This is a genomic window from Pseudomonas sp. LTGT-11-2Z (assembly GCF_003691445.1).
Taxonomy (GTDB): Bacteria; Pseudomonadota; Gammaproteobacteria; order Pseudomonadales; family Pseudomonadaceae; genus Aquipseudomonas; species Aquipseudomonas monteilii.
In genome coordinates this window covers 1,411,353-1,433,829 of sequence record NZ_CP033104.1, presented here as the reverse complement: position 1 = coordinate 1,433,829, position 22,477 = coordinate 1,411,353, and the positions used below count along the sequence as shown (strand labels likewise).

The following is a 22,477-nucleotide window of genomic DNA, read 5'->3' as shown; positions in this document are numbered from 1 at the left end:
TAAAAAACAGCACCGGCCAGCGGGTAAAGACACCCTTTGCAACATCCTTTCGAATAGGCCGCTGTTTCCCCCTTGGCTTGAGGCGACATTTACTTATAGTATTGCGCCTTTCCCTATTTCGTCCGCCCCGTGCGGCTTACGCCGCAGGTCACTCCCGTTGTCAAAAAAAACCATACGGTCGACCTGCATACCGTTGCAGATAAGGTAGTCAATCATGAGCGCTAGGCACTTTCTCTCCCTGCTGGACTTCACCACCGACGAATTGCTCGGGGTGATCCGCCGCGGCATCGAGCTGAAGGACCTGCGCAAGCGAGGCGTGCTGTTCGAGCCCCTGAAGAATCGCGTATTGGGCATGATCTTCGAGAAGTCCTCGACCCGCACCCGGGTATCGTTCGAAGCCGGCATGATCCAACTCGGTGGCCAGGCCATCTTCCTGTCGCCGCGCGATACCCAGCTGGGCCGTGGCGAGCCGATCGGCGACAGCGCCATCGTGCTGTCGAGCATGGTCGACGTGGTGATGATACGTACCCACGCCCACAGCACCCTGACCGAATTCGCCGCCAAATCGCGCGTACCGGTTATCAACGGCCTGTCCGACGAGTCGCACCCGTGCCAGCTGCTGGCCGACATGCAGACGTTCCTGGAACACCGCGGTTCGATCCAGGGCAAGACCGTGACCTGGATCGGCGACGGCTTCAACATGTGCAACTCCTATATCGAGGCTGCCCGGCAGTTCGATTTCCAGCTGCGCATCGCCTGCCCCGAAGGCTACGAGCCGGATGAACGCTTCATGGCGCTGGGCGGTGACCGCGTGCAGATCATCCGTGACGCCAAGGAAGCCGTACGTGGCGCTCACCTTGTGGTCACCGATGTCTGGACTTCCATGGGCCAGGAGGAGGAAACTGCACGGCGCCTGGCGCATTTCGCGCCTTATCAGGTCACCCGCGAACTGCTCGACCTGGCGGCACCCGATGTCCTCTTCATGCACTGCCTGCCCGCCCACCGTGGCGAGGAAATCAGCCAGGACCTGCTCGACGACCCTCGTTCGGTCGCCTGGGACGAAGCTGAAAACCGCCTGCATGCACAGAAGGCGCTTCTCGAATTCCTTGTAGAACCGGCTTACCACCACGCATGAGTCAACCCCTATTGCTCAACTTGCGCAACCTCGCCTGCGGCTATGGCGACCAGCGCATCGTCCAGAACCTCAACCTGCACCTGAACGCAGGCGACATCGGTTGCCTGCTGGGTTCATCCGGTTGTGGCAAAACCACCACCCTGCGCGCCATTGCCGGCTTCGAGCCGGTGCATGACGGTGAAATCCAGCTGGCCGGCGAAGTCATTTCCCGCGCCGGCTTCACCCTGGCCCCGGAAAAGCGCCGCATCGGCATGGTGTTCCAGGACTACGCGCTGTTCCCGCACCTGACCGTGGCGCAGAACATTGCGTTTGGCATCGCCAAGCACCCGCGCCAGGCCGCCGTAATCGAAGAGATGCTCGAACTGGTCAAGCTGAGCGGCCTGGGCGGGCGTTACCCGCATGAGCTGTCTGGTGGCCAGCAGCAACGGGTCGCTTTGGCGCGCGCACTGGCGCCAGAGCCACAGTTGCTGCTGCTCGACGAACCGTTCTCCAACCTTGACGTGGAGCTGCGTCGGCGCCTGAGCCACGAGGTTCGCGATATTCTCAAAAGCCGCGGCACCAGCGCCATCCTGGTGACCCATGACCAAGAAGAAGCGTTTGCCGTCAGCGATCAGGTGGGCGTGTTCAAGGAAGGACGTCTGGAGCAGTGGGACACGCCCTACAACCTTTACCACGAGCCACAAACACCGTTCGTGGCCAGCTTCATCGGCCAGGGGTACTTCATCCGGGGACAGATGAGCAGCCACGAGGCCGTCAATACCGAGCTGGGTGAACTGCGCGGCAACCGTGCCTACATCATGGCGCCAGGTAGCTCGGTGGATGTGCTGCTGCGCCCGGACGATATCGTGTATGCGCCGGACAGCCCGCTGAGGGCGGCTATCGTGGGCAAAAGTTTCCTGGGGGCATCGACCTTGTATCGCCTGCAACTGCCGACTGGCAGCCAGCTGGAGGCGATTTTCCCCAGCCATGTCGACCATCAGGTGGGTGGGGATGTGGGGATCGCAGTGAAGGCCGATCACCTGGTGCTGTTCCCGGTGCCGGGCAGTGTGGCGGCGCAATTGCTTCGGCAGGAGAATGGCGTGCGTCGATACAGTTCGGCGACCTGACTTTAGATCCTTGGGGCCGCTTTGCGGCCCCAGATACTCAGCCTCGACCGATCCCGGCAAACTTGCCCTGGGTATGCTCGGCCAGCACCGCTGCGGCCAACTCCACTTCCAGCCCACGCCGGCCAGCACTGACATGGATGGTTGCAAAGTTTTGCGCTGAATCATCAATGAACGTCCGCAGACGTTTCTTCTGCCCCAACGGGCTGATCCCACCGACCAGATAACCCGTGGCACGTTGCGCCACCGCAGGGTCGGCCATTTCGCACTTCTTCACCCCGGCAGCATGGGCCAGGGCCTTCAGGTCCAAAGTGCCCACCACGGGCACCACCGCCACCAGCAACTCCCCCTTCTCGCTGCTCGCCAGCAACGTCTTGAACACCTGCTGCGGGTCGAGCCCCAGCTTTTCTGCTGCCTCCAGGCCGTAGGATGCCGACTTGGGGTCATGCTCATAACTGTGTACGCGGTGCTCGGCACGGTGCTTCTTCAACAGGTCTAGGGCGGGGGTCATGCAGGGGCTCCGGTCTTGGACGGCTCGGCGGCTACTTTAGGACAATTCCCACATCCCAGCCAGCGCACCGCAATTGGGCACCTCTAGCACGGGGATCCGAGGCTGATTTTAGCGGCCATATCGTGACTGGTAGTTCACTTTCGACCTTTGACATCAGCGTTTCTTGTCTATATTTTTTCGTTTCTGAATAAATGGTGCACTTATAAGGTGCATTTCCTACATCTGCCCGGGGTCAATGGGGATAGACACCGGGCTTTGCTGTCGAGCGCCACGCGCCTCACAACAAAAAAAACGAGGTCATACATGACGACTGCTCTACGCCAACCCATGCTGTCCAGCCAATGCCTGGCCGAGTTTCTCGGCACCGCCCTGTTGATCTTTTTCGGTACCGGCTGCGTTGCCGCCCTCAAGGTCGCCGGCGCCAGCTTCGGCCTATGGGAAATCAGTATCATCTGGGGCGTCGGCGTGAGCATGGCGATCTACCTCACCGCCGGCATTTCCGGCGCGCACCTGAACCCGGCCGTGAGCATCGCCCTCACCCTGTTTGCCGGTTTCGACAAGCGCAAGCTGCCCTTCTACATGCTGGCCCAGGTGTGCGGCGCGTTCTGTGGGGCAGCGCTGGTGTATACCCTGTACAGCAACCTGTTCTTCGATTTCGAACAGGCCCACGCCATGTTGCGCGGTAGCGAAGCCAGCCTGGAGCTGGCCTCGGTATTCTCCACCTACCCACACCCGTCGCTGTCCACCGGCCAGGCATTTCTGGTGGAAGTGGTGATCACCGCCATCCTGATGGCCGTGATCATGGCCCTGACCGACGACAACAACGGCCTCCCACGCGGAGCCATGGCACCGCTGCTGATCGGCCTGCTGATTGCCGTGATCGGCAGTGCCATGGGCCCCTTGACCGGCTTTGCGATGAACCCGGCCCGCGACTTCGGGCCAAAACTCATGACCTTCCTGGCCGGCTGGGGCGAAATCGCCTTCACTGGCGGGCGGGATATTCCTTATTTCCTGGTTCCGGTGTTCGCACCAATCCTTGGCGCCTGCGTGGGTGCTGCGACCTATCGCGGCCTTATCGCCCGCAACTTGCCAACGGCACCTGCCGCGAACCCTGAGACAAATGACATCCGCCAGGGCGATACTCAAGCCAGTTGATGCCGGCATCACGCCCAGCCCTGACCCCCTATTTTTGCAAGGCCTACGACCATGACAGACACCCAGGATAAGAACTACATCATCGCCCTGGACCAGGGCACCACCAGTTCGCGGGCAATCATTTTCGACCGCGACGCCAATGTGGTGGGTACCTCCCAGCGCGAGTTCGCCCAGCACTACCCGCAGGCGGGCTGGGTCGAGCACGACCCGATGGAGATCTTCGCCACGCAAAGCGCGACCATGGTCGAAGCCCTGGCCCAGGCCGGTATCAGCCACGCTCAGGTCGCGGCACTGGGCATTACCAACCAGCGCGAAACCACCGTGGTATGGGACAAGGAAACCGGTCGCCCGGTGTACAACGCCATCGTCTGGCAGTGCCGCCGCAGTACCGAAATTTGTGCCCAGCTCAAGCGTGACGGGCATGAAGCCTACATTCGCGAAACAACCGGCCTGGTCACCGACCCCTACTTCTCTGGCACCAAGCTGAAGTGGATTCTCGACAACGTCGAAGGCGCGCGTGAACGTGCCGAGCGTGGCGAGCTGCTGTTCGGCACCATCGATACCTGGCTGATCTGGAAGTTCTCCGGCGGCAAGGTACACGTCACCGACTACACCAATGCCTCGCGCACGCTGATGTTCAACATCCACAGCCTGCAATGGGATGACAAGCTGCTGGAGATCCTGGGCATCCCGCGCCAGATGCTGCCAGAGGTGCGCCCGTCCTCGGAGGTGTACGGCCACACCAAGAGCGGCATCGCCATCGCCGGTATCGCCGGCGACCAGCAGTCGGCACTGTTTGGCCAGATGTGCGTGGAGCCAGGCCAGGCCAAGAACACCTACGGCACCGGCTGCTTCCTGCTGATGAACACCGGCGACAAGGCGGTAACGTCGTCCCATGGCCTGCTCACCACCATCGCCTGCGGCCCGCGTGGCGAGGTGGCCTACGCGCTGGAAGGTGCGGTGTTCAACGGTGGTTCCACCGTGCAATGGCTGCGTGACGAACTGAAAATCGTCAACGATGCTTTGGATACCGAGTACTTCGCCAGCAAGGTCAAGGACAGCAACGGCGTCTACCTGGTGCCTGCCTTCACCGGCCTGGGTGCCCCGTACTGGGACCCGTATGCCCGTGGCGCGCTGTTCGGCCTGACCCGTGGCGTGAAGGTAGACCACATCATCCGCGCCGCACTGGAGTCGATCGCTTACCAGACCCGCGATGTACTCGACGCCATGCAGCAAGATTGCGGCCAGCGCCTGTCCGAGCTGCGCGTGGACGGCGGTGCGGTGGCCAACAACTTCCTCATGCAGTTCCAGGCCGACATCCTCGGCACCTGCGTAGAGCGGCCGAAGATGCGCGAAACCACAGCGCTGGGCGCCGCCTATCTGGCTGGCCTGGCCTGTGGCTTCTGGAGTGGCCTGGACGAGCTGCGCGATAAAGCCATCATCGAGCGCGAATTCAGCCCACAGCTGGATGAAGCGCAGAAAGAGAAGCTGTATGCCGGCTGGAAAAAAGCGGTCGAGCGCACCCGTGACTGGGAAGATCACGAGGCGTAATGCCTATCGGGGCCGCCACGCGGCCCCAATCGTCTACTGGCCGTCATCCGCGTCCTACGGCATCATTGCAGAATTTGTCCGGCAGCCCCAAAGGACCGCCCCATGAATCTGCCCCCCCGCCAACAACAAATCCTCGAACTGGTGCGTGAGCGCGGTTACGTCAGTATCGAAGAAATGGCGCAGCTGTTTGTCGTGACACCGCAAACCATCCGCCGTGATATCAACCAGCTGGCCGAACTCAATTTGCTACGTCGCTACCACGGTGGCGCGGCCTACGACTCGAGCGTGGAAAACACCGCTTACGCCATGCGTGCCGACCAGATGCGCGACGAAAAGCAACGCATCGCCGAAGCCGTAGCCCGGCAGATTCCCGACCATGCTTCGGTGTTCATCAACATTGGCACCACCACCGAATCCATCGCCCGGGCACTGCTCAATCACAACCACCTGAAGGTCATCACCAATAACCTGCATGTGGCTGCGATCCTCGCCGCCAAGGATGACTTCGAAGTGCTGGTGGCCGGTGGCACGGTACGCCGCGATGGCGGGGTGGTCGGCCAGGCCAGTGTCGACTTCATCAACCAGTTCAAGGTCGACTTCGCCTTGGTCGGCATCAGCGGCATCGATGAAGACGGCAGCCTGCTCGACTTCGACTATCAGGAAGTGCGGGTATCTCAGGCCATCATCGCCAATGCCCGGCAAGTGATCCTTGCCGCCGACTCCAGCAAGTTCGGGCGCAATGCCATGGTGCGTCTGGGCTCAATCAGCCTGGTCGATTGCCTGGTAACCGACCAGGCGCCAACGACCACCCTCACCCAACTGCTCAACCAGTACAAGATCCGCCTCGAGGTGGTTTGAGCCGCCTGCGGGCTGCCGAGCGGCCCGCTATTTTCGTAAATGTTCATTTTATTGTCATCTGATCAGTTTTTTCTATAAAGACTGACTGGCGACCGGCTTTCTGTTGCGCTAGTATTTTCGAAAACGAACATCAATGTTCATATTCGATGTAAACAGCACCAGGAGGCCTTTCCCGTGTCCCAGCCCGTTTCGTCCCAGCCCCCACTCGCCGACTGCTATGACCTCGCCGTGATCGGCGGTGGCATCAATGGCGTGGGCATCGCTGCCGACGCCGCTGGGCGTGGCCTGAAGGTATTTCTTTGCGAGAAGGACGACCTGGCCCAACACACCTCGTCAGCCAGCAGCAAATTGATCCACGGCGGCCTGCGCTACCTGGAGCACTACGAGTTCCGCCTGGTGCGTGAAGCGCTGGCTGAACGTGAAGTGCTGCTGGCCAAGGCACCGCACATCGTCAAACCGATGCGCTTTGTTTTGCCACACCGCCCGCACCTGCGCCCGGCGTGGATGATTCGTGCAGGCCTGTTCCTGTATGACCACCTGGGCAAGCGCAAGCGCCTGGGTGCCTCGCGCAGCCTGCGCTTCGGCCCGGGCTACCCGCTCAAGCCGGCCATCACCCGCGGTTTCGAATACGCCGATTGCGCGGTGGACGACGCCCGCCTGGTGGTGCTGAACGCCATGGCAGCTCGCGAACATGGCGCGCACGTGCGCACCCGCACCCGTTGCCTGCGCGCCGAGCGCGTCGATGGCCTGTGGGAGGTGTCGCTGCAACACGCCGATGGCAGCCTGCAGACCATTCGCGCCCGCGCCCTGGTGAACGCCGCCGGCCCATGGGTCGCCAGCTTCATCAAGGACGACCTAAAGCTTGATGCCCCCTACGGCATCCGCCTGATCCAGGGCAGCCACATCATCGTCCCGCGCCTGTATGAGGGCGAGCATGCCTATATCCTGCAGAACGAAGACCAACGCATCGTCTTCTGCATCCCCTACCTGGATCGCTTCACCCTGATCGGTACCACCGACCGCGAATACAGCGCAGACCCGGCCAAGGTGGCGATTACCGAGCAGGAAACCGACTACCTGTTGAAGGTCGTGAACGAACACTTCAACCATCAACTCAGCCGCGCCGACATCCTGCACACCTATTCCGGCGTGCGTCCGCTGTGCAACGACGAGTCTGATAACCCATCTGCGGTGACCCGCGACTACACCTTGGCATTGTCTGCCGCCGATGGCGAAGCACCGTTGTTGTCGGTGTTCGGTGGCAAGTTGACTACCTACCGCAAACTGGCCGAGTCGGCCATGGTGGAGCTCAAGCCATTCTTCACCCAGATGCGCGACAGCTGGACTGCCGAAGCTACCTTGCCAGGTGGCGAAAACATGACAACCGTCCAAGCATTGGTCGATGCCATCCTTGCCCGCAATGGCTGGTTGCCGGTAGACATTGCAAAGCGCTGGGCCGTGACCTATGGCAGCCGCGTCTGGAGCTTGCTGGACGGCGTCAGCGGGCCAGACGATTTGGGCCAGGCCATCGGTGGCGGGCTGTTCAGCCGGGAAGTCGATTATTTGCGTAAGCAAGAATGGGCAATCAGTGCCGACGATATTCTCTGGCGGCGCACCAAGCTGGGCTTGTTCACCTCGGCAAGTGAACAAGAAACGCTGAAAGACTATCTAAAGGAAACCGCCTGCAACGTGTCGGTTGGCGATCAGGCTGCATGAGTTGACTCGGCGCGATGCATGAGCAATGCACCGCGCCGATACGCCCAGTCAGCGTTGCCAGCGCATGAAGGCTTCCTGAGTCAGTTGCTCGATCAATGCACGTTCTTTCTTTTCCAGTTCCTTGGTCAGTGCCTTGCACTGTTCGAGATAAGTGTTTTCACTGAGCGTTCCGTCAGTTACAAGCGCTTCGGCATGCTCCAGCGCCAGACGCTGGTCATCCACCAATGCCCTGAATCGCAGAAAGTACGTGTTGCGCAAGTAGTCTTGCCAATAGGATTGGTCGGCGAGTGACTGCCTAAGCCGTACATCGCTCTCCGCTGACAGGATTTCAGCCCTGGCGACATTGATGTCTTCAACGGTCACCAACGACTCTGCCAGGTAGTGCATGCGCACCGGCTGAGCCGGTAATTGCAAAGGCCCGGCGAGCCCGACCCGATAGGCAAGATACGTTTCGATGTCGTCGATGCTCTCCAGGCGCGCAGGCTCGTTGGCAAAGGCCTCTCTGAGCCGATTGAGCTTTTGTGCAGCCGCTCTGTCAACTTCTTGCAACCGATACAGCGAGCGCCCCAACCTTACCAAGGCCCTCTCGCTCTGCATCTGCGAAAGGCCCGCCGTTTCACGATGAACCAGCGCACGAACCTCCAGTTGGCTAAACAACCAAAGCACACGGTCTTCACAGGTCGCCACCCCCCCTGCCTGCGCGAACATGAGCTCACGTAACTCACCGTTCTGCTCGCACGCCTCGATAATGGCCCATACCCTTGCCCGGTAGTACATCGGGTGTTTCAAGAAGTCTGGCGAACTGCCAAGGTCATGCAGGAAGTGAAAGAAGTCACTGGAGCCCGGCTCATTGCGCAAATTGAGCCATGCCTGCTCACGCGAACTCCGCAACGCACCGACTGCCCCCGTCAGCCACTGAGACAACTCCGCCTGCTGCAACAGATGCTCACGGTAGCTCGGGCTTCCCTCCACAACGGGTTGCACCGCGCTGGACGGGCCCGGCTGTGCTTGTACATAGCGTTCACTGGCTTCGTCCAACGGATTGCCACGCAGCTCCATTTGTTCCAGGCGCGCCCGCAGGCCTTGCAGATCCTGGTTAACTTGCTGGATCTGGTTTTCACGCAGGTCGACAAGGCCGCGCCATGGCAATTGCTGGAGGTTCTCCGGCAATTCGGCAAGCGCGGTTCCGCGTAGTCCCACATTCCGCAAGTTCAACAACCCCCTCACCTCTGGGGCAATCCCCAACGGGTTGAAGTTGATCTCAAGGTCTTCAAGGTTACGCAGCCTCCTCAACCGCTCGTTATCTGCCAGGGCAAAAATGATCTGGTTGTTGTCCAGACGCAGTTGTCGAAGCTCGGGCAAATGCTCCAGGCCCGCAGGGATCGACAACAACCGGTTGTCACGCAAGTCCAGCTCCCTCAGGTTTGGAAAACGCCTGAGGAAATCGGCGTCGATTTCCTCCAACGCCATATCGCGCATAACCAGTCGTGTCACGTGCTCGAACATGATGTCCTGCGGCAAGCCAGGCAGGCGGCCCACCCGTTCGGCGCAAATCTCTAGCGCGTAAGTGCCATCGCTCAACATTCCCGCTTTACGGCGCCAGCAACGGCGAATTGCCCTCACCACTCTGCTGCGCCTTAGCAGGTCGAGAATATTTACATACTCCGCTCGCCAACTCGCCAGCCCTTGACGCAGGCTCATCCACTGCTCATGTAACCGCTCATACCGTGACCACGGGTCAGCCCCCGCTGCCATGGCATCCAACACATAGCGCTGCAGCTGCTCATCGTTGAGCGTGGGAAAAATCTGCCTGATTCCGCGCCTGCTGGCTTGCGCACGGCCATTCCCTCGCCCACTCAGCGGGTAGCCAAGCCGACCATCGGCAAAGCGAACCGGCGGCCGTACAGCCCCAGGGACAGGTCCTTGCCCAATGAGCCGGGACGCAACATCGCGGTGAAGGCGCGCGTGAGCTGCCAGCACGTTTACCAATTGCGACTCACTAAGCATTGCATCCCCCAGCAGTAACTTCTGGTCTTCCCCCATCACCAGCAAGAGCGCATTCATGAGGCTGTCGGTGGTAGTCACGCCAGCTTGAGCGCCCCCCGTCAGATCATGAATGCTGTAACGGCGTTTCTCGCGCACGATGCAAATGACCTGCTGTGACACCTCGGCCCCCACCCGGCCAAGCACATCCCCTTCGGGCGAGCCCTCCCGTAACTCGACGCGAAGCGAATCGGGCCAGGCCGCGAGTTCCTGTACCAACCCCAAGGCCAATCGTTCAGTATCGGTGTTAACCGCAGATGCTTGCCTCAAGCCCGCGCAGGCTCGGTCCAGGCGGCTGTCACGGAGAAACCAGCGCGCTCTTTCTGCCATGGCCAGCGACACCCGCCCGGTGCTATTCAGTAGCTCCAGATCACCACTGTTCACTTGCTGACGTATTTCTTTTGCGCCTCGCACGCTGAGCCCTGGGAAATGCCGGCGCAGTAGAGCATCTTCCACCTCTTCAGCCTCCTGCGCCGCCGCGACCAACATGTCGAAAGCAGCGGTATCCATCGCAGGATGCGCAGCATGTAACCGGTAACGGTCCAACGCATCCTGAAGGCGCGCAGGTGTGGGCGCGTTTTCTACGTTCAAGCGCCGTAACTGCGCCTCATCGAAACCTGTGCAATCGAGCACGGCCGTAGCCTGCTCTGGGCTGATATCAGTGAACCTGGCCGCCAGCCTCTGCAATAACAAATGCTCTCCCTGCCATTCCTGAGGTTGCTCGAGCGCATGGCGCCAACCACCACTGCCATTGCGCTCCAGCAGTGGGCGGTAGGCATCTTCACGCGTAGGGTGGCGGATCAGCAGGTCCTTGCGATCCCGAGAACTCGCCAGCTGGAAATTCCCTTCTGACAAACGCAGATGCCCAGCCTGGCGATCGATAGAGACCAGCCCCGTCGACGGGCTACCCATTCTGTCGACACGGTAGGCACTCATGTCCCGGGAGCACAGTTTCAGGCGCTCGTTGCCAACCACTACCGGTATCAATTCATCAACAAAGCTCACGCGCTCTAACAGCCGTGCGCCTGCCGTTGCACCCGCCCCCAGGGCCGCACCAACGACAATCGTTTCTGCTACCGAGAACAAATGCCCCAGCGCAGCCTGCCGATCACCGATTTTCCAATCCTGATAGCCCTCATAGACTTCGTCGGCGACTTGAAGCGCTGCAATGCCCAGCATGACCTCACCCAGCACCGGGACAAAAAAACCAGCCAGGCCAAGCAACGCCAATCCGGTACTTGCATAGGATCTCAGTTCGGCGTTACGCGACTCGGCATCCTTGACGCCGGTCGGGATGGCCAGAACCTTGGCGTCATCAAGAATCTTGTCGATACGCTGGCTCCGCAGGTAGCGGAACAGCGACAGTTCAACAACCAGGTTTCGACAATCGAGGCTGAGCGGTGTGCCAGCCTTGGCTTTCTCTTTGCGCCCCTCAAGCTGGGTACTGAATGAAATCCGATCACGCTCGGCGATGAACCGGCCGAAAAAACTGGCATAGGCTGCCTCGTGCAAACGCAACCCCAATACCTCATAGAACCCGTCCCAGGACCGGAAATGCTGAATGGCCTGAACGGGATCACCCGGGATCCACACCAGCAGATTGCGCATTGCTCCCTTACTGTCTCTGACTTCAACAGTCACCACTCCGTGTACGCATTTGCCCAATACATAAAGCTGCCGAATCTTGAACATGTTCGGTGAAGCCGGGCTCGATTCAACGCCTTGCATACTGCCCGATGCCGTCTTGTCGCAGAGACTCAAAAGCTGCACGCTCGTGTGCTCATCAATCAGCCCTTTGAGCGCCGCAATACGCACAGCGGCCTCCATGGCTGAGCGGGAAGACTCTTCAAGCAGGTTCGCCACGTTTTGCCGAGCCTGCTCATCGGCGGGCAGCAAAGTCTGATGCAGTGTGTTCTGGTACAGGCCGCCAAGATCCAGTTCACGGCTTAGCTTGGCAAACTGCACGAAAGAGACAGGTAACACTGCACCAGATGGGGCCTCGAGCCGGCGACGAATCCGGGGCCGGGCCTGCACTTCATCCAGGGCGAAGTTATGCAGGGCCGCAGACAACAGGGGCACCGAAGCGGTACGCACAACGCGCACAACGGGGGGCAGTGGAAACATACTGGCGTATTCCTTTCGCACCACCGTGCACAGCGAGGCTTTGCGTACATCCACGTTGATGTTGTGCTCCGCTTGCAGTTGCTTCTCCAGCTTTGGCGCGGAGAACTCCACCAGCCCGGCAAGGCCTTTCAGCAGTTCTCTTACGCGTTCTGCACCCGCCTGCTCCGCACGCAAGGCAAGGTGCAGATCCCTGAGCGCTTCGACAGACGCCTTTCTGATCCAGTCCGGTATTTGCTTGGCGATCACGGCATCAATGGAATCCGCAGGGATGGGGTTCGAGCCAAGGTGTTCACGCGCATCGGTCATGGGTTCTGCCTCCTGAAATTCAGGTAGCAGGCCACGGCCTCACGCTACGAAAGTGGTAATTAAATATGAGTACCATCAACTCACCAGCCCCCATTCGGATTACCGAACACCAAAATGCAACGCGTTCGGAATACCGGCCGAAAAATTACGTTGCAATTGCCTGGAAAACTTCAAACCCCAGGATTTTCGCGGCGTTATGATCGGAGTCAGGGCTTGGCACGAGTCATGCTCTACACTTGGTAGCCGAATGCACTCGCTTCTTGCGGTATTCGTTGAACGAAAGAGTCCGCCAACGGCTCCATAAAAAAAACAAACACGTCGAGGAAAATTTGATGCGTATCGTTCGTCAATTGCTGGGCGCCGCCATCGCGGCTGCTGTGATCGCTTCGCCAGCCATGGCAGAAGAACTGACCGGCACCCTGAAGAAGATCAAGGAATCGGGCACCATCACCCTGGGCCACCGCGACTCCTCCATCCCGTTTTCCTACCTGGCCGGCAAGCCCGAGCCCGTGGGCTACTCGCATGACATCCAGCTGGCTGTCGTCGACGCCCTGAAGAAGCAACTGGGCACGGACATCAAGGTCCGTTACAACCTGGTCACCTCCCAGACCCGTATCCCGCTGGTACAGAACGGCACCGTCGACCTGGAGTGCGGCTCCACCACCAACAACGTCGAGCGCCAGCAGCAAGTCGGCTTCTCGGTCGGCATCTTCGAAGTCGGTACCCGCCTGCTGACCAAGGTCAAGGACGGTCAGCCGGCATACAAAGACTTCCCGGACCTGGCCGGCAAGAACGTGGTAACCACTGCGGGCACCACGTCCGAACGCATCCTTAAGGCGATGAACGCCGACAAGCAGATGAAGATGAACGTGATTTCCGCCAAGGACCACGGTGAAGCCTTCAACATGCTCGAAAGCGGCCGCGCCGTGGCCTTCATGATGGACGACGCCCTGCTCGCCGGCGAAATGGCCAAGGCCCGCAAACCGTCGGACTGGGTCATCACCGGTACCCCGCAGTCGTACGAAATCTACGGCTGCATGGTGCGCAAGGATGACGCAGCCTTCAAGAAAGCGGTCGATGACGCCATCGTCGGTTACTTCAAGTCGGGCGAAGTCAACAAGAGCTACGACAAGTGGTTCCAGCAGCCGATCCCGCCAAAGGGCCTGAACCTGCAGTTCCCGATGAGCGAAGAGCTGAAGAAACTGATCGCCGAGCCGACCGACAAGGCAGCGGACGAGAAGAAGTCCTGATCCTCAGCGTTTAGTGGCCTGATGCGCATCCGCGCACGATTGAACCCACAGGCCGCAACATTAGTGTCTACCCTTTCATCCGAGGGCGCCCAGCGCCCCCGGATGCTCGAAGGTGCCCGTGAAACAACCGTCTGAGGGGAAATCCCGATGAATTACAACTGGGACTGGGGCGTGTTCTTCAAGTCCACCGGCGTGGGCAGCGAAACTTATCTGGACTGGTACGTCACCGGTCTGGGCTGGACCATCGCCATCGCCATTTCCGCCTGGATTATCGCCTTGCTGCTGGGCTCGGTGCTCGGTGTGATGCGTACCGTGCCGAACCGCGTGGTATCCGGTATCGCGACCGCCTATGTGGAGCTGTTCCGCAACGTGCCGCTGCTGGTGCAGCTGTTCATCTGGTACTTCCTGGTACCGGACCTGTTGCCCGAAGGCCTGCAGGAATGGTTCAAGCAAGACCTCAACCCGACGACCTCGGCACTGATCAGCGTGGCGATCTGCCTGGGCCTGTTCACCGCCGCCCGCGTGTGTGAACAGGTACGTACCGGTATCCAGGCGCTGCCCCGCGGCCAGGAAGCCGCTGCCCGTGCCATGGGCTTCAGCCTGCCGCAGATCTACACCAACGTGCTGCTGCCGCAAGCCTACCGGATCATCATTCCGCCGCTCACGTCAGAATTCTTGAACGTGTTCAAGAACTCCTCGGTGGCGTCACTGATCGGCCTGATGGAGCTGCTGGCACAAACCAAGCAAACCGCCGAGTTCTCGGCCAACCTGTTCGAGGCCTTTACCCTGGCCACGCTGATCTACTTCACCCTGAACATGGGCCTGATGCTGCTGATGCGCATGGTCGAGAAGAAAGTCTCGGTGCCTGGCCTGATTTCCGTAGGGGGCAAATAAATGGACATGGATTTCAGCGAAATCATCCCGGCCCTGCCTGCCTTGTGGGAAGGCATGGTCATGACCCTGCAACTGATGGTCATGGGCGTGGTTGGCGGCATCGTGCTGGGCACCATCTTGGCCCTGATGCGCTTGTCGTCGAACAAGCTGCTGTCGAACGTGGCCGGCGCTTACGTCAACTACTTCCGTTCCATCCCTCTGCTGCTGGTGATCACCTGGTTCTACCTGGCGGTGCCATTCGTGCTGCGCTGGATCACCGGCGAGGACACCCCGGTGGGTGCCTTCACCTCCTGCGTGGTGGCGTTCATGATGTTCGAGGCCGCCTACTTCTGCGAAATCGTCCGCGCTGGCGTGCAGTCGATTTCCAAGGGCCAGATGGGCGCCGCCCAGGCCCTGGGCATGACCTACGGCCAGACCATGCGCCTTATCATCCTGCCCCAGGCCTTCCGCAAGATGACCCCGCTGCTGTTGCAGCAGAGCATCATCCTGTTCCAGGACACCTCGCTGGTGTACACCGTAGGCCTGGTGGACTTCCTCAACTCGGCACGCTCCAACGGCGACATCATCGGGCGCTCCCATGAGTTCCTGATCTTCGCCGGTGTCGTGTACTTCCTCATCAGCTTCTCCGCTTCGTGGCTGGTCAAGCGCCTGCAAAAAAGGATCACCGTATGATTTCCATCAAGAACGTCAACAAGTGGTACGGGGACTTCCAGGTACTGACCGACTGCAGCACCGAGGTCAAGAAAGGTGAAGTGGTGGTGGTGTGTGGCCCGTCGGGTTCGGGCAAGTCCACCCTGATTAAGTGCGTGAACGCCCTTGAACCCTTCCAGAAAGGTGACATCGTGGTCGATGGCACCTCGATTGCCGACCCGAAGACCAACCTGCCCAAGCTGCGCTCCCGGGTTGGCATGGTGTTCCAGCACTTCGAGCTGTTCCCGCACCTGTCCATCACCGAGAACCTGACCATTGCCCAGCGCAAGGTGCTCGGTCGCAGCGAAGCGGAAGCGACCAAGAAGGGCCTGGCCCTGCTCGACCGGGTAGGCCTTGGCGCTCACGCCAAGAAGCACCCCGGCCAGTTGTCCGGTGGCCAGCAGCAGCGCGTGGCCATCGCCCGCGCCCTGTCGATGGACCCGATCGTCATGCTGTTCGACGAACCGACCTCGGCACTGGACCCGGAAATGGTCAATGAAGTACTGGACGTCATGGTCGAGCTGGCCCACGAAGGCATGACCATGATGTGCGTGACCCACGAAATGGGCTTCGCCCGCAAAGTGGCCAACCGCGTCATCTTCATGGACAAGGGCAACATCATCGAGGACTGCCAGAAGGAAGACTTCTTCGGCAACCCGTCGGCCCGCCACGAGCGTACCCAGCACTTCCTCAGCAAGATCCTGCAGCACTGATTTTGCCTCACTGAACCGGTCGGCGCCGCTGCCCTTTCGGGCAGTTGGCGCTGGTCGTGACAAGGCCACTGTGATGAAATGCGATCCTTCGCTTCTTCTCCCTGCAAAGCCTGCCGTGAATTCCCGCCTGCTCCGCCAATTGCTGTTGCCACCCCTGATCATCCTGCTGATGGTCGGACTGGGGATGGCTGGCTACCTGATCAGCGAAAGCAACGGCATTCGCACCCTCAGCGAAAACGGTGAGCGCCAGCTGGAGCTGCACGCGCGCACCGTCGAAAGCGAAATCAGCAAGTACACCTACCTGCCGAGCCTGCTGGAGCTGGAAGACAGCGTCTCGCACCTGCTCACCGACCCGGACGGCGGCTCACGGCAAACGGTAAACGAATACCTTGAGGGCCTGAACCGGCGCAGCCGCAGCCGAGCCATCTTCGTTCTCGATACCAATGGCCGGGTACAGGCCACCAGCAACTGGCGCGACGCCGACTCGTTCCTGGGTGAAGACCTGTCGTTCCGCGCCTACTTCCAGACAGCCGTGCGCGGTGAGCCTGGGCGTTTCTATGGCATCGGCAGCACCACCGGCGAGGCTGGCTACTACCTGGCTCATGGCCTGGAGGAGCACGGCAAGATCATCGGCGTGGCCGTGATCAAGGTGCGCCTGGACACGCTTGAGGAGCGCTGGCAACGTGCCCGTCTGGAGGCGTTCGTCAGTGACGAGAACGGCATCATCATCCTTTCCAGCGACCCGGCCCGACGCCTGAAGTCGGTGCGTCCGCTGACCCCGCAAATCAAGGAGCGCCTGGCGCGCAGCCTGCAATACTACTGGTGGCCGCTGAACGAGTTGCAGCCACTGGCCCGGGAAACCCTGGCCGATGGCGTGGAAAAACTGACCTTCCCGGCCAACAGCGAAACCGCAAAAGGCAAACCCCACGAGGTTGCCTACCTGGCGCAGACCCGTCGCCTGGTGGATACACCCTGGCATTTCACCCTGCTGACCCCGCTGCAGGACCTGCGCCGCGAATCCATGGTGCAGGGTATTCTGGTGGGCGTGGCGTTCGCCTTGCTGGCGATCCTCGGCATCGCCTGGAACGAGCGACGCAAGGTCATCGCTACCCGCCTGGCAGCCCGTGAAGCCCTTGAGGAAGCGAATAGCCAGCTGGAGCGGCGGATTGCCGAGCGCACCGCCGACCTGCGTGCCAGCAACGAACGCCTGAAGGGGCAAATTCGCGAGCGCCGGCATGCAGAGCAAACCTTGCGCCACGCCCAGGATGAGTTGGTGCAGGCCGGTAAGCTGGCGGCCATCGGGCAAATGTCCACCAGTATCGCCCATGAGCTGAACCAGCCGCTGGCCGCGTTGCGCACCTTGTCTGGCAACACGGTGCGTTTCCTCGAACGTGGGGCACTGGAAACCGCCAGCACCAACCTGCGCACCATGAACGACCTTATTGACCGCATGGGCCGCATCACCGCCAGCCTGCGCTCCTTCGCCCGGCGCGGCGATGACAGCGGCCAGGCCTCGCTGGCCAAGGCGGTGGAGGCGACCTTGCAAGTATTGGCCAACCGCATCAGCGCCTGCCATTTGCAGTTGCACCACCAGTTCGACGACCAGCAGCTGGCTATCGACCAGACGCGCCTCGAACAGATTCTGGTCAACCTGATCGGCAACGCGCTTGATGCCATGGCCGCGCAACCGCTGCCCGAGCTATGGCTGGAAGGCGACCTGCAGGGCGACAAGTACCGCTTGCAGGTGCGCGACAATGGCCACGGCATCGATGCCGAGGCGCGCAAGCACCTGTTCGAACCTTTCTTCACCACCAAACCGGGCGAACATGGCCTGGGCCTGGGCCTGACCTTGTCGGCGAGCCTTGCCGCCGCCGCTAAGGGCAGCCTCAACGTCGAGCACCCCGCCACTGGCGGCACGGCCTTCGTCCTGGCCTTGCCCCTGGTTTCTCCCCCTAGCGAATCGGCAGAGCACCCATGAACCAAGCGCCTCTTACCGTCCTGATCGTCGAAGACGACCCGCATGTGCTGCTCGGCTGCCAGCAGGCGCTGGCGCTGGAAGATATCGCCTGCGAAGGCGTGGGTAGCGCCGAACAGGCGCTGGAACGCATCGGCGACGATTTCGCCGGCATTGTCGTCAGTGACATCCGCCTGCCAGGCATTGACGGCCTGGAACTGCTCAACCGCCTAAAGGCCCGTGATCGCAGCCTGCCGGTGGTGCTGATCACCGGCCATGGCGATATCGACATGGCCGTCGGCGCCATGCGTAACGGCGCCTACGACTTCATGGAAAAACCGTTCTCCCCCGAGCGCCTGGTCGATGTGGTGCGCCGCGCACTGGAGCAACGCGGGCTGTCGCGAGAAGTGGTGGCCCTACGCCGCCAACTGGCCGGACAGAGCAGCCTTGAGGGCCGCATCATTGGCCGTTCCCCCGCCATGGAGCACTTGCGCGAACTGATCGCCAACGTCGCCGATACCTCAGCCAACGTGCTGATCGAAGGCGAAACCGGTACCGGGAAAGAGCTGGTCGCACGCTGCCTGCACGATTTCAGCCGCCGCCAGAGCCAACCGTTCGTGGCGCTGAACTGTGGCGGCCTGCCGGAAAACCTGTTCGAAAGCGAGATTTTTGGCCATGAGGCCAACGCCTTCACCGGCGCCGGCAAACGCCGCATCGGCAAGATCGAGCACGCCAACGGCGGCACGCTGTTCCTCGATGAAGTCGAGAGCATGCCGATCAACCTGCAGATCAAGCTGCTGCGCGTGCTGCAGGAACGTACCCTGGAACGATTGGGCTCTAACCAGAGCATCCCGGTGGATTGCCGGGTAATTGCCGCGACCAAGGCCGACCTCGACAGCATGGGCCAGAGCGGCCAGTTCCGCAGCGACCTGTATTACCGGCTGAACGTGGTCACCCTGGAACTGCCGCCACTGCGCGAGCGCCGCGAAGACATCCTGCAACTGTTCGAACACTTCCTCCAGCAGTCGGCCCTGCGCTTCGACCGGGAAACCCCGACGCTGGACAGCCAGACCTTGTCGCGCCTGATGGCCCACGATTGGCCGGGCAATGTGCGCGAGTTGCGCAACGTGGCCGAACGCTATGCGCTTGGCCTGCCGGCGTTCAAGAAAGGCCCCAGCAGCGGCGCCAGCCAAGGTTTGGGCTTTGCCGAGGCGGTGGAGGCGTTTGAACGCAACCTGCTCAGCGACGCCCTGCAGCGCACCGGGGGCAACCTGAGCCAGGCCAGCCAGGAGCTGGGCATGGCCAAGACCACGTTGTTCGACAAAGTGAAGAAATACGGACTCGGCTGACCTCAACCCAAACTGGAATAACAACGTGGATCTGGTATTCAAAGCGGCCCTGGGCGCTGGCGTGGTAATGCTGCTGGCGGTGCTGTCAAAGACGCGTAACTACTACATCGCCGGGCTGGTGCCGCTGTTCCCCACTTTTGCCCTGATTGCCCATTACATTGTTGGCAAGGGGCGCAGCATTGCCGACCTGAAGACCACCATCCTGTTCGGCATGTGGTCGATCATTCCGTATTTCGTGTACCTGGCGACCCTGTATGTATTGGTTGACCGCCTGCGCCTGGAGGCATCGCTGGCACTGGCCACGGTGGCCTGGCTGATGGCCGCGACGGTGCTGGTGACCTTGTGGGTGCGGATGCACTGATTGATATCGGCGCGGGTTTCAGAGCCCTGCGATATGCGTGACATCCTGCCGATGCGCTTGCAGATAAGGCAACACAGCCCCCAGCAGCGGCGCTTTGAACGGCTCCTGTAAGCGGTGTGCCAGCCCTGGTATCAAGCGCAGTTGGCTGCCTTGAATATGCGCCGCCAGATGCACACCATGCATCACCGGCAGCAACGGGTCAGCCGTGCCGTGCACCACCAGGGTCGGCACCCTCAACTGGTTCAATAGCTCGACGCGGCTTGGCTCGGCCAGGATCGCCATGATCTGGCGCTTGGCCCCGTCCGGGTTGAACGCCCGGTCGTAAGCCACCGCTGCCTGGTGCAGCAACACGGCGCGGTCGTCCCGCACCCCTGGGCTGCCCAACGCCGCCAGCAGGTCGGCCTGCTGCTCGATGGCCACCTCGCGGTTTGGCGCGCTACGCCGGGCCAGCAACTGTACCAGCGCCGGGGCCGGCGCCGGCAACCCCGCCGCCCCGGAACTGGACATGATCAACGTCAGGCTGCGCACGCGCTCGGGAGCCATGGCTGCCAGGTGCTGGGCGATCATGCCGCCCATGCTCACGCCCAGTACATGAAACTGGCGCACCCCCAAGGCGTCCATCAGGCGTAAGCCATCGTCTGCCATGTCGGTCAGGGTATAAGGCGCCGCCACTGGCAAGCCCAGCTTGTAACGCAGCAGCTCCACCGTCAGGTTTGCCGACGGCGGCACCTGGTTCCAGCGTGACAGCCCGACATCGCGGTTGTCGTAGCGAATAACCCTGAAACCTTGGCGGCACAATGCCTCGACCACATCGTCCGGCCAGTGGATCAGTTGCCCGCCCAGGCCCATGACCAGCAGCAAGGCCGGATCACGCGGCGCGCCCACGCTCTGGTACACCAGGCTGACCGTGCCCAGCTCGGCGCGCTGCTCCGGTACCTGGGCGTCACAACGCTGTTCGGCGAAGCTGGCAGGTACGCTGAAAAGGAAGAAAAGAAAAAGCCAAAAAGCCCGCATGAAAGAAACACCAGAATGCAGATCCCCAGTAGAGCGCGAGTCTGATGAATTCTGTTCGGGCGCGCTGCCACAGTTCGGTGACAGTTTCATGACTCCCGCCAGGCGGTGCGGCTGAACGCCCAGTCGACAGGCACGCCAACATGAGAGAAACTCAACTCATTCCCTGTTTCTTCAATCCCACACCCCGGAGTCAGCTGTGCTGGAGATCCGTCACCTGAAAACCCTTCATGCCCTGCGCGAAGCCGACAGCCTGGTGGAAGCCGCCGAGCGCCTGCACCTGACCCAGTCGGCGCTGTCGCATCAGTTCAAGGAGCTGGAAGAGCGCCTGGGCCTGCCGCTGTTCGTGCGCAAGACCAAGCCGATCCGCTTCACCAGTGCCGGGCTGCGCCTGCTGCAACTGGCTGATGCCACCCTGCCACTGCTGCGCGGCGCCGAGCGCGACATTGCGCGCCTGGCCGGTGGCACCGCCGGGCGCCTGCACATGGCCATCGAATGCCACAGCTGCTTCCAGTGGCTGATGCCGACCATCGACCAGTTCCGCGATGCCTGGCCGGAAGTGGAGCTGGACCTAGCCTCCGGCTTTGCCTTCGCCCCGCTGCCGGCACTGGCACGCGGCGACCTGGACCTGGTGGTGACTTCCGACCCGGTGGACCTGGCAGGTATCACGTATGTGCCGCTGTTCACGTACGAAGCGATGCTGGCCGTGGCTAACCAGCACGCGCTGGCCAGCAAGCCCTACATCGTGCCGCAAGACTTGCTCGACCAGACGCTGATCACCTACCCGGTGGAGCGCGACCGCCTGGACATCTTCACCCGCTTCCTGGAGCCGGCCGACATAGAGCCGGCTGCCGTGCGCACGTCGGAGCTGACGGTGATGATGATGCAACTGGTGGCCAGTGGCCGTGGGGTCTGCGGCATGCCGCACTGGGCACTGCACGAGTACAGCTCGCGCGGCTATGTAAAGGGCAAGCGCCTGGGTGAAAAAGGCCTGTTCGCCACCCTTTATGCTGCCGTGCGCACCGACATGCTCGATGCGCCGTACATGCGCGACTTCTTGTTGACCGCCAAAGACACCTCGTTCGCCACGCTCGACGGCGTCAGCGCGGTGCGCTGACTGCCTGGCGGTACAGCGGCAGTATCAGGTCGCGGGTCAAAGGCGCCAGCGGCAGGGCTGGTGCCTGATCGGCAGCCAGCCACACCACCTCTTCGATCTCCGCAGCCGGCGTTACCGACGCGGCGCTGTCGACACGGAACAGTTCGGCTTGCACCTCGAAGCCTGGTTCGTTCGCGGCCGGGGCACTGAACCGGCCCAGATGCACGGCCTGGTCCGCGTTGATGTTCAGCCCCAGCTCTTCATGCAGTTCACGCACCAGCGCCTGCACCGGTGATTCACCGGCATCGATCTTGCCACCTGGCTGCATGAAGGCCTCGGTGCCGCGCTTGCGCACCAGCAAGGTACGGCCCTGGGGGTCGATCAGCAGGGCAGCGGCGATGCGGATGATGTTGGGCATGGGAGGGCTCGCTGGAAATAATGGCCGGGGAGGATCCCATGGGGATCATTGGCCTGACAAGGCCAGCGCCCACAAGAAGACAGCTGCTGCCACAGGGCATGTGTTCCGGCTGTGGTCATACCCTCGATTCGAGAATGGTTTTCGCTACCCCGATTTTAATTTGCAGCGCCCCGCATCTTGGCTATGGTCGGGGTTTGCCCCCAGGCCCTGAGCCTGACCGCGCCATCGCAAGGACCCCG

At 61.3% G+C, this 22,477-nt stretch carries 18 protein-coding genes; 14 read left to right on the top strand and 4 right to left on the bottom strand.

Annotated elements, in window-relative coordinates; translation table 11 throughout:
- The first annotated feature begins 214 nt into the window (after nucleotides 1-214).
- Nucleotides 215-1,135 (top strand): ornithine carbamoyltransferase, encoded by a 921-nt coding sequence (gene argF, locus D8767_RS06525; RefSeq protein WP_016713738.1) that lies wholly within the window; start codon nucleotides 215-217, stop codon nucleotides 1,133-1,135.
- Nucleotides 1,132-2,241 (top strand): ABC transporter ATP-binding protein, encoded by a 1,110-nt coding sequence (locus tag D8767_RS06520; RefSeq protein ID WP_016713737.1) that lies wholly within the window; start codon nucleotides 1,132-1,134, stop codon nucleotides 2,239-2,241. The genes argF and D8767_RS06520 overlap by 4 nt, the downstream gene beginning before the upstream one ends.
- 37 nt (nucleotides 2,242-2,278) lie before the next feature.
- Here the strand turns inward: D8767_RS06520 and ybaK are convergent, their stop codons facing one another.
- A complete protein-coding gene (gene ybaK, locus D8767_RS06515; protein WP_016713736.1) occupies nucleotides 2,279-2,749 on the bottom strand; it encodes a Cys-tRNA(Pro) deacylase in 471 nt (156 codons plus the stop codon).
- A 303-nt stretch (nucleotides 2,750-3,052) separates the two neighbouring features.
- On the opposite strand from ybaK, the gene D8767_RS06510 reads away from it, so the two are divergent.
- The 4 genes from D8767_RS06510 to glpD all read left to right on the top strand — a co-directional run bounded on the left by D8767_RS06510 (nucleotide 3,053) and on the right by glpD (nucleotide 8,029).
- Nucleotides 3,053-3,904 carry an MIP/aquaporin family protein gene (locus D8767_RS06510; protein WP_016713735.1) on the top strand — a complete coding sequence of 284 codons (852 nt, stop codon included), beginning with the start codon at nucleotides 3,053-3,055 and terminating at the stop codon, nucleotides 3,902-3,904.
- Nucleotides 3,905-3,955: 51 nt separating this feature from the next.
- Nucleotides 3,956-5,455: a glycerol kinase GlpK gene (gene glpK, locus D8767_RS06505; RefSeq protein WP_016713734.1), complete on the top strand. Its 1,500-nt coding sequence runs from the start codon at nucleotides 3,956-3,958 to the stop codon at nucleotides 5,453-5,455.
- 102 nt (nucleotides 5,456-5,557) lie between these two features.
- A complete protein-coding gene (gene glpR, locus D8767_RS06500) occupies nucleotides 5,558-6,313 on the top strand; it encodes a DNA-binding transcriptional repressor GlpR (RefSeq protein ID WP_016713733.1) in 756 nt (251 codons plus the stop codon).
- A 174-nt stretch (nucleotides 6,314-6,487) separates the two neighbouring features.
- A complete protein-coding gene (gene glpD / locus D8767_RS06495; protein ID WP_016713732.1) occupies nucleotides 6,488-8,029 on the top strand; it encodes a glycerol-3-phosphate dehydrogenase in 1,542 nt (513 codons plus the stop codon).
- 48 nt (nucleotides 8,030-8,077) lie between these two features.
- Here glpD and D8767_RS06490 read toward each other — a convergent pair whose 3' ends face one another.
- On the bottom strand, nucleotides 8,078-12,502 hold the full coding sequence (locus D8767_RS06490) for an NEL-type E3 ubiquitin ligase domain-containing protein (protein WP_016713731.1): 4,425 nt from the start codon (nucleotides 12,500-12,502) through the stop codon (nucleotides 8,078-8,080).
- A 332-nt stretch (nucleotides 12,503-12,834) separates the two neighbouring features.
- Between D8767_RS06490 and D8767_RS06485 the strand changes: the two genes are divergently transcribed.
- The 7 genes from D8767_RS06485 to D8767_RS06455 all read left to right on the top strand — a co-directional run bounded on the left by D8767_RS06485 (nucleotide 12,835) and on the right by D8767_RS06455 (nucleotide 19,713).
- Complete coding sequence (locus D8767_RS06485) at nucleotides 12,835-13,752, top strand: glutamate/aspartate ABC transporter substrate-binding protein (protein ID WP_016713730.1); 918 nt, start codon at nucleotides 12,835-12,837, stop codon at nucleotides 13,750-13,752.
- Nucleotides 13,753-13,899: 147 nt separating this feature from the next.
- Nucleotides 13,900-14,646: an amino acid ABC transporter permease gene (locus tag D8767_RS06480; protein ID WP_016713729.1), complete on the top strand. Its 747-nt coding sequence runs from the start codon at nucleotides 13,900-13,902 to the stop codon at nucleotides 14,644-14,646.
- Nucleotides 14,647-15,318, top strand: coding sequence for an amino acid ABC transporter permease (locus D8767_RS06475; protein ID WP_028698557.1), 672 nt, complete (start codon nucleotides 14,647-14,649; stop codon nucleotides 15,316-15,318). It begins immediately after the preceding gene.
- Nucleotides 15,315-16,049: an amino acid ABC transporter ATP-binding protein gene (locus D8767_RS06470; RefSeq protein ID WP_003258023.1), complete on the top strand. Its 735-nt coding sequence runs from the start codon at nucleotides 15,315-15,317 to the stop codon at nucleotides 16,047-16,049. Before D8767_RS06475 ends, D8767_RS06470 begins: the two co-directional genes overlap by 4 nt.
- 73 nt (nucleotides 16,050-16,122) lie before the next feature.
- Complete coding sequence (locus tag D8767_RS06465) at nucleotides 16,123-18,027, top strand: ATP-binding protein (RefSeq protein ID WP_028698558.1); 1,905 nt, start codon at nucleotides 16,123-16,125, stop codon at nucleotides 18,025-18,027.
- On the top strand, nucleotides 18,024-19,352 hold the full coding sequence (locus tag D8767_RS06460; protein WP_016713725.1) for a sigma-54 dependent transcriptional regulator: 1,329 nt from the start codon (nucleotides 18,024-18,026) through the stop codon (nucleotides 19,350-19,352). The genes D8767_RS06465 and D8767_RS06460 overlap by 4 nt, the downstream gene beginning before the upstream one ends.
- 25 nt (nucleotides 19,353-19,377) lie before the next feature.
- The gene (locus D8767_RS06455; protein WP_016713724.1) at nucleotides 19,378-19,713 is read left to right on the top strand and encodes a GlpM family protein; all 336 of its coding nucleotides are present in this window, start codon (nucleotides 19,378-19,380) and stop codon (nucleotides 19,711-19,713) included.
- An 18-nt stretch (nucleotides 19,714-19,731) separates the two neighbouring features.
- Here the strand turns inward: D8767_RS06455 and D8767_RS06450 are convergent, their stop codons facing one another.
- Entirely contained in the window at nucleotides 19,732-20,727 is a 996-nt protein-coding gene (locus D8767_RS06450) for an alpha/beta fold hydrolase (RefSeq protein ID WP_016713723.1), read from the bottom strand.
- Between the two features lie 196 nt (nucleotides 20,728-20,923).
- Here D8767_RS06450 and metR point away from each other — a divergent pair, with 196 nt between their 5' ends.
- Nucleotides 20,924-21,841: a transcriptional regulator MetR gene (gene metR / locus D8767_RS06445; protein ID WP_019097212.1), complete on the top strand. Its 918-nt coding sequence runs from the start codon at nucleotides 20,924-20,926 to the stop codon at nucleotides 21,839-21,841.
- Here metR and D8767_RS06440 read toward each other — a convergent pair.
- Nucleotides 21,825-22,238, bottom strand: coding sequence for an NUDIX domain-containing protein (locus D8767_RS06440; RefSeq protein WP_016713721.1), 414 nt, complete (start codon nucleotides 22,236-22,238; stop codon nucleotides 21,825-21,827). The two genes, metR and D8767_RS06440, sit on opposite strands and share 17 nt — an antisense overlap.
- Between the last annotated feature and the right edge of the window lie 239 nt (nucleotides 22,239-22,477).